Here is a 16925-nt window from a genome sequence, read left to right as displayed (position 1 = left end):
TGTCAGGCGGTCTTACGCAGGATCAGCAGGGACCGCCCAGGAACTCGTACCGCCGTTCCGGCCGCTATCACCAGGTCGGTGTCGCCGACGGGATCGTTGGTATCCAGCTCCGCCGTCCACTCTTGCGCATATTCGTCGTCCGGCGTGACGAACTCCACCTCTTCGTGGTGCGCGTTGAAGCACAGCAAGAACGAGTCGTCGACCACGCGCTCGCCACGGGCATCCGGTGCGGCGATGGCGTCGCCATTGAGAAACACCGCCACACATTTGTGATGGAAGCTCTTGCCCCAATCCTCGTTAGTCATCTCCCGGCCGCTCGGCGCCAACCAGGCGATATCGTGAACTTCTTCGCCACTTCGGATCGGCTCGCCCTCGAAGAACCTGCGCCGGCGAAACACCGGATGGTCCCTGCGCAACCTGGTCGCCTTGCGGGCAAAGGCCAAAAGACCGGCGTTCTTGTCGACCAATGACCAATCCATCCAAGCTAATTCGGAGTCCTGGCAGTAGACGTTGTTGTTGCCGTTCTGGGTGCGCCCTATTTCGTCGCCGTGGATGATCATCGGCGTGCCCTGGCTGATCATCAGGGTGGCCCAGAAGTTGCGCATCTGGCGGCACCGCAGCGCGACGATGTCGGGGTCGTCGGTCGGGCCTTCGACGCCGCAGTTCCACGACCGATTGTGGCTTTCCCCGTCGCGGTTGTCCTCGCCGTTGGCTTCGTTGTGTTTCTCGTTGTAGGACACCAGGTCGTTGAGCGTGAATCCGTCGTGGGCGGTGACGAAGTTGATGCTGGCGCTGGGACGCCGACTGCTCACCTCATAGAGGTCCGACGACCCGGTCAGCCGGGAAGCGAACTCGCCAAGGGTTGCGGGCTCGCCCCGCCAGTAGTCGCGCACAGTGTCGCGGTATTTCCCGTTCCACTCGGTCCACAAACCTGGAAAGTTGCCGACCTGGTAGCCGCCTTCGCCGACGTCCCACGGCTCGGCGATGAGCTTGACCTGGCTGACCACCGGATCCTGTTGCACCAGATCGAAGAACGCGCTCAGCCGGTCGACGTCGTAGAATTCGCGGGCCAGCGTGGAAGCCAGATCGAAGCGGAACCCGTCGACGTGCATCTCAAGCACCCAGTAGCGCAGCGAGTCCATGATCAGCTGCAGGACGTGCGGGTGACGGGCGTTGAGGCTATTGCCGGTGCCGGTGAAGTCCTTGTAGAGCCACAGGTCTTCGTCAACGAGCCGGTAGTAGGCCTGGTTGTCGATGCCGCGGAAGTTGATCGTCGGGCCCAGGTGATTGCCTTCGGCGGTGTGGTTGTAGACCACGTCGAGGATGACCTCGATGCCGGCCTCGTGCAGGCTGCGCACCATCATCTTGAACTCGGCCACCGTGCCGCCGGCCTGCCGGTTCGACGCGTACTGATAATGCGGGGCGAAGAACCCGAATGTGTTGTAGCCCCAGTAGTTTCGCAAGCCCAGATCGAGCAGCCGCTCGTCGTGCAGGAACTGGTGCACGGGCATCAGTTCGAGTGCGGTGACGTTGAGGGCCTTGAGGTGGTCGATGATCGCGGGCTGGGCCAGGCCGGCGTAGGTGCCCCGAAGTCCTTCGGGGACGCCGGGATGCGTCTGCGTGAGCCCCTTGACGTGGGCCTCATAGATGACCGTCTCGTAGTACGGGGTGAGTGGGGCGCGGTCGAAGGCCCAGTCGAAGAAGGGATTGATGACCACGCTGGTCATGGTGTGGCCGAGCGAGTCGACCATCGGGGGAGTTCCGGTGTTCGCCGTGTCGCCCTGGGGGTCGACGGCCTTCAAGTCGTAGGAGAACAGCGCCTGCCCGAACGTGAAGTCGCCGTCGAATGATTTGCCGTACGGGTCGAGCAGCAGCTTGCTCGGGTCACACCGGTGGCCGGCCGCAGGGTCGAACGGCCCGTGGACGCGAAACCCGTAGCGCTGACCCGGGGTGATGTTCGGCAGATAGGCGTGCCAGACATATCCGTCGACCTCGTCGAGGGGGATACGGGACTCGTTGCCGCGCTCGTCGATCAGGCACAAGTCGACGTTCTCCGCGATCTCGGAGAACAACGAAAAGTTCGTGCCCGCACCGTCATAGGTCGCCCCGAGCGGGTAGGCGTTGCCAGGCCAGACAGTGGGCAGAGGAGGCAGTGTGGGCTGGGTCACGTCGGCGCCAGATGCCGTGGCGCCTCCCGACGGCGCGGTTGGGTTGTTCGTCGACATCATTCGACCTTAACGGTGCTTATAGTGCCCGGATGTGTCGGCGGCGCTTACCACCAACCGGTGCTCGCCGCGATCTGGACTCCGAGCTCCGGAGCCATGGATCTCACATAGGTGGGAGACAGGTGATGAGCGCCGTGGTAGATCAGCACATTTCCCTCCACCGGACGGCAGTAGTCGGCGCGGCATATTGCGTCGGACATATCAAGCGGCTTGAGCAGCGGGAACTGCCCGACGAAATCCAGGGTTTGATTGTGATCGGCCAGCACGTCGGAACGTTTGATCTCGCACGATTGCGCCGTGCCGCCCTTGGCCAGGCAATCCGCGGGATCGAACGGCTTGTTGTTTTTGACCAGCCACGGGGTGTCGCGCATGGCGAGGATGGGAATGTTGTTGTCCGACAGCGTTTGCCAGATCCCGATGTAGGTTGCCGGCATCACATCGCCGGTTTTGATGTTCCACGGCCGAGTCGATGTGGTGAACACGTAGTCGGGGCGGTCGGTGATCAACTTGGCCATCGTCCGTTGCACCCATTCGCGGCACTGCGGGTACGGGGCGTTGTTGCCCATGATCAGCGGTACCTGTTCGGTGGACAACGGGCAGCCCATTTTGAGGTAGGTCACCACTTTGAAGTGGTGCAGCTGCCCGAGCAGTTGCAGCGCGGGCAGCCAGTGTTCGGCGTGCGACCCGCCGGCCAACGCGATGGTCCGGGTGGCGGCCACATCGCCGTATGTGCAATTGACCACGGCCGGGTTGACGAAGTCACTGATGCAGCCGTCCCTGGTGGAGTCCGGGATGTCGTCCTTGACTTCCAACACGGTCGGCCGCATCGGCAGCGTGGGCACCCGCACATGTGCGGTCAGGGCGCGGGCCCCGGGATAGTCCTGGGCACTGAGTCCGCTGAGCTCCTTGCCTGCCGCGCGCAAGACGATGACGTGCTGACGCCAGGTGAACGACGTGGCGGTCAGCGCGACGCCGAGCAGCACCACCGTCGAACCGAGCACGATCGTCGGCCGACGCAGCCGCAACTGCCAGGGGACCGAGGGCACGGGCGACGGCGATGCTGTTTCCCCAGAGGCGCCGGAGGCCCGGGACCGCAGCGGGTCCTCGACCAGCCGCACGGTCAGGTGCGCCAGCACCCCGGAAACCAGCAGGATTGCCGTGCCCTCGACAAAGTTGGCGTGCGTGTGTCCGGTGTAGGACAGCCAGAAGATGAGCAGCGGCCAGTGCCACAGGTACAGCGAGTACGCCAACGCACCCAGCGCCACCAGCGGTGCCGTCGCCAACAGCCGATTCGGCAGCGGCAATCCGCCGGTGCTGCCCGCACGCGCCTGCAGGTTGGCCCCGGCCAGGATCATCAGCAGGGTGGCGCCCACGGGTACCAGCGCCCACGGGCCGGGGAATTCGGCGACACCGTCGATGAAGACCCCGCAGGACAGGATCGCGGCCAGTGCGACGGTGGCCGCGACGGTGCGCAGCCACCTCGGCCAGCGGACGGAGGGCACCAGCGCACCGACAAGCGCTCCCAGCAGCAGCTCCCACGCACGCGCGAAGCTGTTGTAGTACGCCGTCGTCTGGTCGGCCTGCGCAGCGATGATCGCGTAGATGAACGACGCGAGGGTCAAAACGCTCAGCAGGACGACGAACGCGCAGCGCAGGTTGTCTCGCAGCGGACGCCGTAGGGCATAGGCGAACCCGGCGACCAGCAGCAGGACGGCGATATAGAACTGGCCCTGCACCGACATGGACCAGATGTGCTGCAACGGGGTGACGGCTTCACCCGCGCGCACGTAGTTGGACGCGGTGCTGGCCAGCTCCCAGTTCTGGTAATAGCCCAGGCTGGCCAGGCTCTGGTCGGCGAACGTCTCCCACCGGGTCTGCGGCTGCACCAGGAAGGTGAGCAGCGCACACGCGGCGAGAACGACGACCAGAGCGGGAACCAGGCGCCGGACCAGCCGGATCACTTCAGCGACCGGTGACAGCGACGCGGCCGGGTCGAGGGCGGCCCGAAGGATCTTGCCGCCGAAGAAGAATCCAGACAGCGCCAGGAACACGTCCACGCCGCCGGAAACCCGGCCGAACCAGACGTGGAACATGGCCACCAGCGCGATCGCGATACCGCGCAGGCCGTCGAGATCGTAGCGATAGAACCCCCCGGTACGCGACCCCATAGTCACCGGTGTCGCCGTGGCGACCGGTGGACGAGGCGGTGCGGGGTTTCCCATGATCAACCGCCAATTTACCCAAACCCGCCACCTGCTCCTTCCCGCTCGCGTTGCGGCGGAGGAGCAGATGGCGGGTGTTTGGGGGCCGAGAAGGCGCCGGGAGGGTTACTGCGTGGTGCCGGCAGGTGCCGGCTGCACGGGGACCTGCTGCACCGGTGCCTGCTGCGTGGGCAACTGCAACGGCATCTGCTGCAACGGCGCCTGCTGGACCGGCGCCTGCTGGACCGGCGCCTGCTGGACCGGTGCCTGCTGGACCGGTGCCTGCTGCAACGGCGCTTGCTGGACTGGTGCCTGCTGCGCAGGTGCCTGCTGCAACGGAGCCTGCTGCGCAGGTGCTTGCTGCAACGGAGCCTGCTGAGGCGTCTGCTGGGTTCCGAGCACCCGGACCAGGTAGGGGGTCATGCCGTTGGCGCGGACCGGCGACACCTGGACGACGTCGCCCACCTCCAGCATCTGGTTGTTCCCGAGGTACATCGCGACGCTTTGCGTGCCGTCAGGGCCGTAAAAGATCAGGTCGCCGCGGCGTGCTTGCTGCGGCAGGATCTTCTGACCCACCCGGTACAACTCGCCCGAGGAACGCGGCAGCTTGATCCCGGCGCCGGCGTAGGCGTACTGCATCAGGCCCGAGGCGTCGAACCCGACGGTGGTCATACCCGTACCCTTGCCGAGACTCGGGCCGTTGACACCGCCGCCGGCCCAGGAAAACGGCACGCCGCGCTGCGAAAGACCACGCATGATGACGACGTCGGTGGCCTGCTGGTAATCCATCGCATGAGTGCCGGGATCAGCGGTCGCCAGCGCCGGATTGACCAGCACCGGTGCCATCACTAGTAGGGCCAGACCGATCACGAAGCCGCAGATGCGCTTCATTTCGATTCCTCTTCTCTTGGGTCTCTTTGGTTCCGGGAGCCTCAGTCGCGGTCACTTCGCGCATCCGCCCCGTTTTATGACTCACGCGATAGCCTCTGCGCCGAGGCCGCCAATTCACACCAGTCACTACAGAAACTTTTGCAACATAAGTTGCCGGCGGCAAGGGACCTAAGGCCCTACGAGGGATTCTTTGTCTTAACGTGACCCGATGGTGACTGCTGTGCTCAAACTTGGGTGCGCAGTTGTGATTTCGGTCTCACAACGGCCGCGTGCCCGTCAGAGCCAATAACGCGCGCTGAACGTCGTCAAGATGGAGCCGGCCACCGAGCTGACCATCAGGATGGCGAGGGACACGACCGGCCAGAAGGACATATACCAGCCCTTCAAGAGGGATACGAACGGCCCGATTCCGGCCGCGGCCAACGCCGCACCGATGCCTCCCCAGGTCACAGGGTAGATGTACATATCGACTCCGAAAGGTACCGGCCCGCAGGTTTCCCCCACGCAGACGTCCTTGAGGAACCCGAAGAGCCTGGTTGGCCACGCTGTGGCCGTGGCCAGGTAGAGGAGCAGCGCTATCAGCACGATGGTGCAGATCAGGTCCCAGGCGGCCACCCGCAGCCGTAGCGTCGGCGGTGGCCCGTCGTCGGGGTCGCCGGAGACGTCGGGGCCACCGGCATCGTCGAAGTCGAGTGTCTCGTCGGCGTCCGGTGGGTAGTCGATCTCCTCGCCCGCGAGGGGATGTTGGGACTGCTGCTCCGGGGCCACGTCGACCAATGCTGCCCGATGGCCGCGGTTTCTGCGACCCGCGGCTAATGTCGAACTCCGTGGCTGAGTTGACGCCCGAGCAGATCAGCGCGATCGACGCCGCCCACGTATGGCATCCCTACAGCACCATCGGCTCTGAAGCGGTGGCTCCCGTCGTCGCGGTCGCCGCCCACGGCGCGTGGCTGACGCTGGTTCGCGACGGCAAGCCGATCGAGGTGCTCGACGCGATGAGCTCCTGGTGGACCGCGATCCACGGCCACAGCCACCCGGTGCTGGACGCGGCGCTGACGGCCCAGTTGGGCGTGATGAATCACGTCATGTTCGGCGGGCTGACCCACGAGCCCGCCGCCCGGCTGGCGCGGCTGCTGGTGGAGATCACTCCGGAGGGTTTGGAGACGGTTTTCTTCAGCGACTCCGGCTCGGTGTCGGTGGAGGTCGCGGTGAAGATGGCGCTGCAGTACTGGCGCAGCCGCGGCCGGCCCGGGAAGCACCGGCGGATGACCTGGCGCGGCGGCTACCACGGGGACACCTTCACTCCGATGAGCATCTGCGACCCCGACGGCGGCATGCACTCGTTGTGGACCGACATCCTGGCGCGGCAGGAGTTCGCGCCGCAGGTGCCACGGGACTACGACCCTGCCTACAGCGCCGTGTTCGAGGCTCAGCTGGCGCAGCATGCCGCCGAGCTGGCCGCCGTGGTCGTGGAGCCCGTGGTGCAGGGCGCGGGCGGGATGCGCTTCCACGACCCGCGTTATCTGAGTGACCTGCGCGAAGCCTGCCGGCGCCACGACGTGTTGCTGATCTTCGATGAGATCGCCACCGGCTTCGGCCGCACGGGTGAGCTATTCGCCGCCGAACATGCCGGGGTGAGCCCGGACATCATGTGTGTCGGCAAGGCGCTGACCGGCGGATACCTAAGTTTGGCTGCCACCTTATGTACGACCGATATTGCGCACACCATCAGCGCCGGCGAGGCGGGCGCGCTGATGCACGGGCCGACGTTCATGGCCAATCCGCTGGCGTGCGCGGTCTCGGTGGCCAGCGTCGAGCTGCTGCTCGGGCAGGATTGGCGGTCGCGCGTCGCCGACATCGCCGCCGGGCTGTCGGCCGGCCTCGAACCCGCCCGGGCGCTGCCCGGCGTGACCGATGTCCGGGTGTGCGGCGCCATCGGCGTCATTGAATGCGACCGGCCGGTCGACCTGGCCGTCGTCACCCCGGCGGCGCTGGACCGAGGGGTCTGGCTGCGCCCCTTCCGCAATCTGGTCTACGCGATGCCGCCCTATATTTGCCCGGCCCCCGAGATCGCCCGGATCGCCTCCGCGATGGTTGATGTCGCACGGCTCGTCGGCTGAAACCGCAGAACCTTAAGGCGAACTGCTTCCGCTGATACCGCGCGACACACGCCACTGGCCTGACCTCGAGGGCAGCCTAGAGGGACAGCTTCGGGAGTTCGGTTGTGGCCGCATCGTCGTCGCGGTGCTCCTTCGGTAGCAGCAGCGACCGTACTAACGGACGCGGTCCCAAAGACCGAAGCATGTAACTGGCCGGGCGCGGGCGCACTATTTGCGGCCACCAGAACCAGCGTCCGAGCAGCGCGGCGATAGACGGTGTCATGAACGAGCGCACGACCAAGGTGTCGAACATCAGGCCTAGGCCGATGGTGGTACCGACCTGACCGATAATCCGCAAATCGCTGAACATCATCGAGGCCATAGTGAAAGCGAACACGAGCCCCGCGTTCGTCACGACCTTACCGGTGCCGCCCATTGCGCGGATGATACCGGTGTTTATACCGGCGGCTATTTCCTCTTTCATCCGGGATACCAACAGCAAATTGTAGTCCGACCCCACCGCCAAAAGAACGATTACGGACATCGGGAGCACCATCCAGTGCAACTTGATGCCCAGGAGATACTGCCAGACCAGCACCGACAGCCCAAACGATGCGCCCAATGAAAGCCCTACCGTGCCGACGATAACCAGTGCGGCCACAAAACTTCGCGTGATGATAACCATGATGATGAAAATAAGGCAGAGCGAACCAATTCCTGCGATCAATAGATCGTATTGAGAGCCGCCTTGGAAATCTTTGAAGGTCGATGCGGTGCCGGCCATATAGATCTTTGCGTCCTGCAGGGGTGTCGTCTTGAGCGCCTCCTCGGCCGCCGTCCTTATCTGATCGATACGCGCTATGCCCTCAGGCGTCGCGGGGTCACCTTTATGGGAAATGATGAATCGAGCCGCCTTCCCGTCGGGAGACAGGAAGGAACTCATCGCGCGCTGGAAGTCCGGATTCTGGAAAACCTCCGGAGGCAGATAGAAGGAATCGTCGTTCTTGGCGGCGTCGAACGCCTGCCCCATGGCGGTGGCGTCCTGGTTCGTTTCGTCCATCTGGCCTAAGGTTCCAGACATGGTGCTGTACATCGTCAGCAGCATGGTCCGCATGGTCTCCATGCTCGCGATTATCGGCGGGAGCTGCTCAAGTATTTGCGGCAGCAACTCGTCCATCTTGTTCAGATCTTTCACGAGCTCATGCATTTTATCGCTGAGCTCATAGACACCGTCGATTGAATCGAATATCGACTTCAACGACAAGCATATCGGGATATCATAGCAGTGCTTTTCCCAGTAGAAATAACTGCGAATTGGCCTCCAGAAATCTTCAAAATCCGCAGCGTGATCTCTTAACTCATCCACAACGGAAGCCATGTCATTTGCCACGACGATCGAGTGGTGAGTAATGGCGGTGACCTGCTTCTGTAATTCGTACATCCGCTTCGTCAGATTGATTTGTCTGGCCAACAAGTCTGCCTGCTTAGGCATGTCATTTATTCGGGCCTTCATATACCTCATCATTTGTTCCTGGCCTGCGTTTTGCATGCTGATCAGGAAAGGTATTGAAGTGTGTTCAATCGGCGTTCCCTCGGGCCGGGTTATGCCCTGCACACGCGAAATTCCTGGAACTCGGAAAATCCCCTTGGCCAGTCTGTGCAGCACGAGAAAATCCGCCGAATTTCGCATATCATGATTAGATTCGACCATGAGAATATCGGGCTGCATTCGCGATTGCGAGAAATGACGATCAGCTGCCGCATATCCCAAATTAGCTGGAATGCCTTTGGGTATATAGAGCCGATCGTTATAGCTCGTTTTGTAGCCCGGCAGTGTCACCAGACCTATCAGCGCGACTGCTAATGTCGTGACGAGAATGGGCGCCGGCCAGCGGACTATCGCGGTGCCGACCCGGCGCCATCGACGGACCCTGATCGTACGCCGGGGGTCGAATAGCCCAAAGCGACTTCCGACGGCCAGAACTGCCGGAACCAGCGTGAGCGCGACCGTGACCGCGATGAGCATGCCCACGGCGCACGGCGCACCCATGGTCTGGAAGATGGGCATCCGGGTGAAGCTCAGGCATAGCATCGCTCCGGCGATCGTCAAACCGGAACCCAAGACAACGGGACTGACCCCGCGGTAGGTGGTGTAGTAGGCGGTTTCCAGGTCTTCGCCGGCCTGACGCGCCTCCTGATAGCGACCGGCGAAGAATATCGCGTAATCGGTTCCGGCTGCCATCGCGAGCGCCACTAGCAGATTAGAGGCAAACGGCGAGAGCACCACAAAATTGTTGTCGCCGAGAAATGCGATGATTCCCCGGGCCGCAAATAATTCGATCCCAACCGTGAGCAATAACGGAACCACGGTGGTGAGCGAACGGTAGACAAGAAGCAGGACCGTGGAGATGATCACGGCGCCTATCACGGTCATTTTCAGAATGGATTCGTCACTACTGCGCTGCATATCCGCAACGAGCGCTGACGGGCCGGTGACATGGACCTGGACACCGGGGGGCGGCGGCGTCCGCTCGACGATATTGCGGACCGCCGCCACGGATTCCTGCCCCGGGGTAGTGCCTTGGTTGCCGGCCAGATTCAATTGCACATATACGGCCTTACCATCGGGGCTCTGCGCGCCCGCCGCCGTGAGTCGATCTCCCCATAAATCCTGGACATGCTCGACATGCCGCGGGTCGTTTCTTAACGCACGAACCAATCCGTCATAGTATGTGTGAGCATCGTCCCCGAGCCGCTGCTGCCCCTCCAGCACGATCATCGCGAAACTGTCCGAATCGGATTCTTTGAACACCCTGCCCATACGCGTCATGGCTTGCACCGACGGCGCGTCTTGAGGAGCCAGCGGTACGGAATGCTCTCGTCCCACCTGCTCCAACGATGGAACTGCAAAAGTCACAATCAGTGTCAGCGCCACCCAGGCCAGAATGATGAACAATGAAAGCCTGCGGATCGTCCGCGCTATGAAGTGGGTCTGAGGGCCTGCGGTGCTCATGCGGACTTCACCAGGCGGACGGGACAGGCGTCCGCATCATGTGAATTCGTCTCGGCTTTGCCCGCACCGTTTACTACGAAGCGGCAGCCAATGCTGTCGCTACTGCCCTCTGCCACGATGCTTCCCATGGTTGCCGGCCCTGCCCTGGAAATCCGCCACTTACTGCGATTTCAGCAGCAAGGCACGAACCAACGGACGAGGTCCTGTGGGCCGAAGTAATGCACTGGCGGGGCGGGGGCGCACCTGCTGCGGCCACCAGAACCAGCGCCCCAGCAGCGCGGCGATGGACGGTGTCATGAACGCGCGCACGACCAGGGTGTCGAACAGCAGACCCAGACCGATCGTCGTGCCCATCTGACCGATAGCGCGCAGGTCGCTGACCAGCATGGACCCCATGGTGAACGCGAATACCAGCCCCGCGTTCGTCACGACCTTGCCGCTACCGCCCATCGCGCGGATGATGCCAGTGTTTATGCCGGCGCCTATTTCCTCTTTCATCCGGGCCACCAGCAGCAAATTGTAGTCAGACCCCACGGCCAAAAGGATGATCACAGACGTGACGAGCACTGCCCAGTGTATTTGTATGCCGAGGAAATTCTGCCAGACCAATACGGACAGCCCGAAGGACGCGCCCAACGAAAGCAATACCGTACCTACGATAACCAGGGCGGCAACAAAACTTCGCGTGATGGTCAGCATGATGATGAAAACAAGGCAGAGCGCAGCGACTACCGCGATCATGAGATCGTATTTGGAGCCCACCACGAGGTCTTTCGTCATTGCTGCGGTGCCGGTGAGGTAGATCTTCGCGTCTTCTAGCGGAGTTCCCTTGAGCGCCTCCTCGGCCGCGCTTTTTATCGGGCCGACCCGCGAGAGGCCGTCGGGTGACGCGGGATCGCCCTTTTGCGAAACGAACATACGGACGGCCTTCCCGTCCGGCGACAAGAATATCTTCATGACTCGTTTGAAGTCCGCGTTCTTGAAAACGTCTGGCGGCAGATAGAAAGAATCATCGTCTTTGGCGGTGTCGAACGCCTTACCCATGGCAGTCGAATTACTGTTGCTGTCGTCCATCTGGCCGTAGACCCCGGACATGCTGCTGTGCATGGTCAGCATCATGGTCCGCATGCTCTGCATGATCTCGATCATCTCCGGGAACTGGCTGACCAGTTGCGGCAAGAGCACGTCTAACCGATCGAGGTCTACTACCAGATCGTGTAGCTTATCGGTAATAGCATCAACACCGTCAAGTAAATCAAATACGCTTCTCAGCGAAAAGCAAATAGGAATATCGTAGCAGTGCTGTTCCCAGTAGAAGTAACTGCGGACCGGCCTCCAGAAATCCTCGAAATCTGAAATGTGATCCCGCAACTCGTTCGTGATTTGGTGCATTTCATGCGTTTTGCCGACCATGTCATGCGTCGTGGCGACCATCTGCTGCAATAGGCCATACATGTGCTGCATGATATTAATCATTTCCGACATGACTTCGGCCTGCTTGAGCATGTCGTTCATGCGCTCTTTCTGAAAGTGCATGAATTGTTGCTGGCCGGCTTGTTGCATGCTGAGCATATACGGTATCGTGGTGTGCGCGATCGGGGTTCCCTCAGGCCGAGTTACGGCCTGCACCTTGGAAATGCCCGGAACAGCGAGGACGGCCTTGGCCAGTTTGTTCAATACCAGAAAATCTGCCGGATTGCGCAGATCGTGATCGGCCTCAACCAACAGGATCTCGGGCGTCATCATTGCCGACTCGGGAAAATGTCGCGCTGCGGCCGCATAGCCCAGATTGGCGGGAATATCTGTGGGGATATACTTCTGATCGTTGTAGCTGGGTTTGTATCCCGGCAGCGTCAATAGCCCGACGATCGCGACTGCTAATGTCGCGACGAGAATGGGCGCGGGCCACCGAACGATCGCTGTGCCTACCCGTCGCCATCCGCGAACCCTGATTTTCCGCTTGGGCTCGAACAGACCGAAACGGCTTCCGACGATGATAACTGCCGGAACCAGCGTGAGCGCGACCGCAACCGCGACCAATATGCCCACTGCACAAGGGAGGGCCAGGGCTTGGAAAAAGGGCAGCCGGGTAAAGCGCAGGCAGAAAACCGCTCCGGCGATCGTTAAACCGGAGGCCAAGACAACCTTGGCTACCCCGCGATATGTGGTGTAGAAAGCCGCTTCCCGACTTTCGCCAGCCTGACGTGCCTCCTGATAGCGCCCGATGAAAAATATCCCGTAGTCCGTTCCAGTCGCGATGCATATAGACACCAGCAAATTAACGGCGAAGGTAGTAAGACCAATAATCCCGTGATCGCCAAGGAATGCGACGATTGTTCGGGCCACCTGCAATTCTATCGCGACCATCAGCAGCAAAAGAATGACGGTGATAACCGAACGGTAGACAAAAAGCAACGTAAGAAAGATCACCCCGACCGTTACCGCCGTCATTATGGTGAGCGTCCTGTCGCCACTGCGGCTCATATCCGCGACGATCGCCGCAGGGCCGGTGACATACGCCTTGACCCCCGGCGGCGCTGGCGTCCGCGCGACGATGTGCTGGATGGCTTCGACCGATTCGTTCCCCAAGGCCTCGCCCTGGTTACCGGCGAGATCCAATTGAACGTATGCGGCCTTAGCATCGGGGCTTTGCGCGGCGCCCCTTGTGAGTTCATCACCCCAGAAATTCTGGATGCGCTGCACATGCTTGCGATCGTCTTGCAACTGAAGAATCAAACGGTCGTAGTACCCGTGCGCATCGTCGCCGAGGGGTTGCTGACCCTCCAATACGATCATCGCGGTACTGCCGGAATCAGACTGCTTGAAGTCCTCATTTACGCGCTTTGCTGCCTTGAAGGACGGCGCGTCTGTGGGACTCAGTGATACTGAATGCTCTTTCTCTACCTGCTCTAGCGAGGGGACACCCAAACTCAGGATGACCATGACCGCCAACCACGCCAAGATGATGGGCACCGAAAATCGATGGATCGTCCGTGCTACCAATGGCTGACTGTCGTGCAGCTGATGGTTGCTCATGCGGCCTTCAGTAGGCAGGAAGTAAAGGCGCTCACTTCGTGCGTGATCTTCTCGTCCTTGACGACGCCGTCCACCATGATGCGGCAGCCGATACTGTCACTGTTGCCCTGCGCCGCGATACTTCCGATGCCCGTGGCCGTGGTGATCGGGAAATCCAACGACCACGGCAGGCTTACTCCGTCCACATGCTCTGGGTCACCATTGCCGCCGAAATAGCTGATGTCGGCCACCGTCCCGGGTGGTCCGAAGATCTCATACCGTATGTGCTTGGGGTTGAAAGGTTTGGTGTCGTCGACTCTGGTATCTGCATACGAGAGGCGATTCTCAGAACCGAACATGCCGTGCAGCCGCGACACAGTGAATCCCCCAGCGCCGATAACGGCCAGTACGACCAGCGGAATCCACAGCCGCCTCAGAACTCTGAAGATCACAGACCCCGGATTTCGGCGACTCTTTTTAGGTGCAACTTGTGCTCGAGGTGCGGGTGAAGGCTGGCGAGCACGTCGCAGAAGAATAGGTCGGCGGCCAGACCGTTGGCTAACGTCTTGGCTGCCCGCGATAACGACATCGGACCATGCTCGCTCACCATCGCGCACGCTGCCTTCTACCACCGCACCACCCTAGCCGACATCAGTGCAACAACGGTTCCAAACCGTACTAAAGGCCAGCGGGTTCCGTCCGGGATTTCGACAAAAGCTGCCGGTGCTGTTTGCTGCGGCAAGAGTTTGGCTTTGTGGCGTTTCGCTGGTGAGCAGGCGCGGACGTCGAAGCGACGATGAAATTTTCGGTGGTTGTTAGCGTCGCAAGCAACTACCACCTCGCTGTCACGACACGGATCAGCGGGGTCGGGCCGGGAGCAGCGGCGAGAAAGCTCGGGAAGCAGCGTAGACGACATGCTAGCGATCAAAGTGCGGGCGGCGAACTTTAGCGAGGAGCTACCGTTCCTCTGCATCGATAGCCATCCTGACTTCTTGCGCGCGATCCACCTGCTGCGCGGTGTAGCCGATGAGCAGCGCCGCTCCACCGATGAGGATAACCACCCCGCCCAGCCACATCCAGCCGTAGGCGTAGCCGTAGTCCAGCGCGTGCAATTCCAGTGATTATGTGCCCGCTCTTGCGTCGTTGAGATCCGCCTTAGCGGAGTTTCTTCCAAACCGCCTAGCCGACACGAGTGCAATAACGGTCTAAACCATAGTGGAGGGCCAACAGCGTCCGTCCGGGTATCGATTAAGTTCCCGGTGTGGCCCCTGAAGCAATCTCGGTAATTGGTCTGCGACGTTGGTGACTTCCGGCGCTATGTGCCCTGCAGCAATGGGTTTGGTTTTTGCGGCGTCTCGCTACGGGGCAGAGGCGGGCCGGGAGCAGCGGCGGGAAAGCCCCAGGGAAGGAGCGGAGAAGACGACCGCCGACACTCGACCAGGCCCTACGGCCGGACGTTCGCTGGCGTTGTCGCGCGTTCAGGCCGCACGGGGACGACTTCGTCAGTCGACCTGGCCAGTCAGGCCGAACTCAGCCAGCGTGCGCGCAGCCAGCTCACGCAAAACGGGCCAAACAGCGGTATCGCGGCATTCGTTCGACCACAGGCTGCCAGGACTGGCCGCTATATTCCCCGCCGTGAAGGAAGGCGATAGCGGGCGCCCCGACCGGACCGGATTCGCGCACAAACAAATCCACGAAAGCGATCCTATGTGCTGGTAACGAAGACGCCGGACCGATTGAGAGATGTCACTGCGGCCGGAGGTTCGTCTGTCCGAGCGACCCAGGTCAACTGCTAGCATCCCGCCCATGGCTGAAAGCGACGTCCCGGTGCGGATCGGCATCCTGGGGGCTTCACGCTTCGCACCGATGATCCTCATCAAACCGGCCCGGGAAAACGACGAGGTCGTGGTGGCCGCGGTGGCAGACCGAGACGTGTCCCAGGCTCGAGCCTTTGCCGCCAAGCACGGCATCGCCCAGGTGCATGAAAGTTACGATGCGCTGATCGCGGATCCGGACCTGGATGCCGTCTACATCGTGCTGCCGAACAGCTTGCACGGCAGGTGGACCCGGGCTGCGCTTGCCGCGGGCAAGCACGTGCTGTGCGAGAAGCCGTTCATGGCCAATGCCGCCGAGGCCCGCGAGATCGCCGAACTGGCCGCCACATCAGACCGGGTTGTGATGGAGGCAATCCAATACCGCTACCATCCGTTGACTTTGCGCGTTGAACAGATCGTCGCCTCCGGGGAGCTGGGCAAACTGGAGCGGGTGGACGTCGCTTTGTGCTTATTGCTGCCGAAGCGCTCCAACGCCAACGTCTACGACTACTCCCTTGCCGGTGGCGCGCTAATGGATGCCGGAATCTACGCGGTCGACATGTTGCGCACGTTCGGCGGTTCCACCCCGGAAGTCGTTTCGGCAAGCGCGAAGCTGAGCGGTCCTGAGGTGGACCGGGCCATTACGGCCGAGTTGCGGTTTACCAGTTGGCTCACGGGCCGGGTCCGCTGCGCGCTGTGGTCATCGGATCTGTTTCGGGCGAGCGCCAAGCTGGTTGGCGACCGCGGCGAGTTGCGTGTGCTCAGTCCAGCGGCGCCCCACCTTTTACATCGGCTCTCGGTCCGATCAGCCGACAGCAAGCGTGTAGAGCGCTTCCCAGGGCGCAGCTCCTTTGAGTATCAGCTTGCCGCTTTCGCCGCGGCGGTGCTGCGCGGGGAACCGGTGAAGACGACGCCGGAAGACGCGGTCGAGAACATGAGCGTCATCGATGCGATCTACCGCGCTGCGGGCCTTTCGCTCCGCGAGCCGGCCTGAACGCTAATCCGTTCGCGCGGTTGATACTTCATCGGCGGAGGCGATTGATCGATCAGGTCGCGAAATGGGCTTGGTTGACGTGTGCTGCCACCCGTAAGGCGTTGGCCGCCACCGTCAAACTGGGGTTCAAACCGGTGCTGGAAGGGAAGAACGAGGTGTCCACCACGTAGAGGTTATCCACTTCGTGCGCTCGGTTTTGTGGGTCCAGCACGCTTGTTTTGGGATCGGTACCGAAGCGGCATGTGCCGCAGACGTGGCCCAGCGCCGCGTTGTCTTTGCCGCCCCCTAGGGGCATTTTGCGAAACGGGTCGAGCACCTCTTTTACCTGCGACGAAAACACCGCGTGGCGCTCGATCTCACTGGCGTGCAAACGATACTGAATCCGCAGCTGCTGGCGGCCGTCGACACTAGGCCGATCGTATGGCAGCACGCGGTTGTCCAGGTAGGGCAGGTCTTCCATGATCGTGGTCAGCAGCAGTCCGCCGGTGAAGAAGCGTTCGTAGATCCGGCGCACGGCCGGGCTCATCAGCCGCAGCGCCTTCGGCCCCCAGCCGGGGCGGTTGGTCAGCCACTCCATGGGCGGTATCTCGCCGAATGATTGCACGGTGCCGTATTTCTGCCCCTCCCAGAAATAAAAGTCGTTGAATCCGATCTCCTTGTTTGCGGCCGTGGC

The 16925-nt window shown here is 61.8% G+C and carries 12 protein-coding genes and 1 pseudogene; 2 read left to right on the top strand and 11 right to left on the bottom strand.

Features of this window, described 5'->3' with window-relative positions; all coding sequences use genetic code 11:
• Positions 1 to 2: 2 nt before the first annotated feature.
• From glgX to ACLP9N_RS12545, 4 genes are all read right to left on the bottom strand, one after another.
• Positions 3 to 2225, bottom strand: coding sequence for a glycogen debranching protein GlgX (gene glgX / locus ACLP9N_RS12560; RefSeq protein ID WP_442407713.1), 2223 nt, complete (start codon positions 2223 to 2225; stop codon positions 3 to 5).
• Between the two features lie 47 nt (positions 2226 to 2272).
• Positions 2273 to 4447: an acyltransferase family protein gene (locus ACLP9N_RS12555; protein ID WP_442407712.1), complete on the bottom strand. Its 2175-nt coding sequence runs from the start codon at positions 4445 to 4447 to the stop codon at positions 2273 to 2275.
• Between the two features lie 105 nt (positions 4448 to 4552).
• Entirely contained in the window at positions 4553 to 5317 is a 765-nt protein-coding gene (gene ripD / locus ACLP9N_RS12550; protein WP_442407711.1) for an NlpC/P60 family peptidoglycan-binding protein RipD, read from the bottom strand.
• A gap of 276 nt (positions 5318 to 5593) precedes the next feature.
• Positions 5594 to 6040: a hypothetical protein gene (locus ACLP9N_RS12545; protein ID WP_442407741.1), complete on the bottom strand. Its 447-nt coding sequence runs from the start codon at positions 6038 to 6040 to the stop codon at positions 5594 to 5596.
• Positions 6041 to 6144: 104 nt separating this feature from the next.
• Here ACLP9N_RS12545 and ACLP9N_RS12540 point away from each other — a divergent pair, with 104 nt between their 5' ends.
• The gene (locus ACLP9N_RS12540; protein ID WP_442407710.1) at positions 6145 to 7437 is read left to right on the top strand and encodes an adenosylmethionine--8-amino-7-oxononanoate transaminase; all 1293 of its coding nucleotides are present in this window, start codon (positions 6145 to 6147) and stop codon (positions 7435 to 7437) included.
• Positions 7438 to 7513: 76 nt separating this feature from the next.
• On the opposite strand, the gene ACLP9N_RS12535 is transcribed toward ACLP9N_RS12540, so the two are convergent.
• The 6 genes and pseudogenes from ACLP9N_RS12535 to ACLP9N_RS12510 form a co-directional block, all read right to left on the bottom strand.
• Entirely contained in the window at positions 7514 to 10429 is a 2916-nt protein-coding gene (locus ACLP9N_RS12535) for an MMPL/RND family transporter (RefSeq protein WP_442407709.1), read from the bottom strand.
• Positions 10426 to 10557, bottom strand: coding sequence for an MmpS family transport accessory protein (locus ACLP9N_RS12530; RefSeq protein WP_442407708.1), 132 nt, complete (start codon positions 10555 to 10557; stop codon positions 10426 to 10428). The genes ACLP9N_RS12535 and ACLP9N_RS12530 overlap by 4 nt, the downstream gene beginning before the upstream one ends.
• A gap of 31 nt (positions 10558 to 10588) precedes the next feature.
• On the bottom strand, positions 10589 to 13465 hold the full coding sequence (locus tag ACLP9N_RS12525; RefSeq protein WP_442407707.1) for an MMPL/RND family transporter: 2877 nt from the start codon (positions 13463 to 13465) through the stop codon (positions 10589 to 10591).
• Positions 13462 to 13881, bottom strand: coding sequence for an MmpS family protein (locus ACLP9N_RS12520; protein WP_442407740.1), 420 nt, complete (start codon positions 13879 to 13881; stop codon positions 13462 to 13464). Before ACLP9N_RS12520 ends, ACLP9N_RS12525 begins: the two co-directional genes overlap by 4 nt.
• Before the next feature lie 11 nt (positions 13882 to 13892).
• Positions 13893 to 14033: a hypothetical protein gene (locus ACLP9N_RS12515; protein WP_442407706.1), complete on the bottom strand. Its 141-nt coding sequence runs from the start codon at positions 14031 to 14033 to the stop codon at positions 13893 to 13895.
• Positions 14034 to 14400: 367 nt separating this feature from the next.
• Positions 14401 to 14559: pseudogene (locus ACLP9N_RS12510) on the bottom strand (MFS transporter); the annotation flags it as partial.
• A 691-nt stretch (positions 14560 to 15250) separates the two neighbouring features.
• On the opposite strand from ACLP9N_RS12510, the gene ACLP9N_RS12505 reads away from it, so the two are divergent.
• Positions 15251 to 16252 (top strand): Gfo/Idh/MocA family protein, encoded by a 1002-nt coding sequence (locus tag ACLP9N_RS12505; RefSeq protein ID WP_442407705.1) that lies wholly within the window; start codon positions 15251 to 15253, stop codon positions 16250 to 16252.
• A gap of 52 nt (positions 16253 to 16304) precedes the next feature.
• Here the strand turns inward: ACLP9N_RS12505 and ACLP9N_RS12500 are convergent.
• A partial coding sequence (locus ACLP9N_RS12500) for a GMC family oxidoreductase (protein WP_442407704.1) occupies positions 16305 to 16925 on the bottom strand: 621 nt, incomplete at its 5' end.

Source organism: Mycobacterium sp. (genome assembly GCF_052144515.1).
Taxonomy (GTDB): domain Bacteria; phylum Actinomycetota; class Actinomycetes; order Mycobacteriales; family Mycobacteriaceae; genus Mycobacterium.
This window is presented reverse-complemented; position numbering and strand designations above follow the sequence as displayed.